The following is a 1,092-nucleotide window of genomic DNA, read 5'->3' as shown; positions in this document are numbered from 1 at the left end:
TTGAAAGCCCAAACAGCGGAATTAACAGAATAATATCAATACCTTAGCGTTAGTGGACGGACACTACTTAGCGCCGGTTTCGGGTCGGGTCTGGCGGCAACCGTCCTCATCGGTCAGTGCCTCGGTGCGCGGGATCTGGTGGAGGCCAAGCGTGTGGTTGGCACGACCTTCGTTTTTTTGGCGTGATATCTGTGGTTACCGCCGCAGCCGGCTTTGCCGTGACGGCGCGAATCCTACAGGCGATGCATACGCCGCCTGATTCCGCGCCACGGGCAATTGCCTATTTGCGGGTTATCTCTCTTGCCATTCCAGCAATGTTTTTGTCGACTTTCGTGACAATGGTGCTGCGCGGCGCTGGCGATTCCCGCACGCCGTTCTACTTCATGCTCATCTCCGCGTGTCTGGATGTCGGCCTCAACCCATTGCTGATAAGGGGTGCCGGGCTGCTGCCGGGCATGGGAATTGCTGGCTCAGCGCTTGCCACCTCGATCTCGCAATGGCTGACACTGATCGCGCTTGTGCTTTGGCTTTACTGGCGGCTGAACATTCTGTGTATCAAGCGCGGCGAATTGGGCTATCTGCGGATCGACCGGTCGGTCCTCTGGACCTTGCTTGTTAAGGGTGTTCCAATGGGCCTTCAGGTCATCGTCAGGTCATCATCGATGATCATGTTGATCAGGCTGATGAATCACTATGGCTCCAGGGTTGTGGCAGCCTATGGCGCTTGCTTGCAGCTTTGGAATTACATCGCGATGCCGGCACTCGCGGTTGGGACCGCGGTTTCCTCGATGGCTGCGCAAAACATGGGAGCCGGCCGCTGGGACCGCGTACGCGGCATTACGATCGCCGGTGTCGGCTATAATATTCTTCTCACTAGCGCGTTGGTGATTGCAGTAACGCTGTCCGATAATCTCGCCTTTGGCCTTTTTCTCGGCTATCACTCGGGCTCGATCGAGATTGCCAAGCACATGCAGCTTATTGTCTCCTGGTCATTCGTTTTATTTGGTGTCAGCTTCGTTCTATCGATGGCTGTGACAAGCAATTTTGGCCCACTTGTGCTGACGAATTTTGGCCCACCCCCGGGGTTTGAGG

General features: G+C 55.9%; 1 pseudogene. It reads left to right on the top strand.

Annotated features, from left to right (window positions below):
• Nucleotides 1-90: 90 nt before the first annotated feature.
• Nucleotides 91-1,092: pseudogene (locus QQJ84_RS08890) on the top strand (MATE family efflux transporter); the annotation flags it as partial.

This window comes from Acidocella aquatica, assembly GCF_030160635.1.
In the GTDB taxonomy this organism is placed as follows: Bacteria; Pseudomonadota; Alphaproteobacteria; order Acetobacterales; family Acetobacteraceae; genus Acidocella; species Acidocella aquatica.
This window is presented reverse-complemented; position numbering and strand designations above follow the sequence as displayed.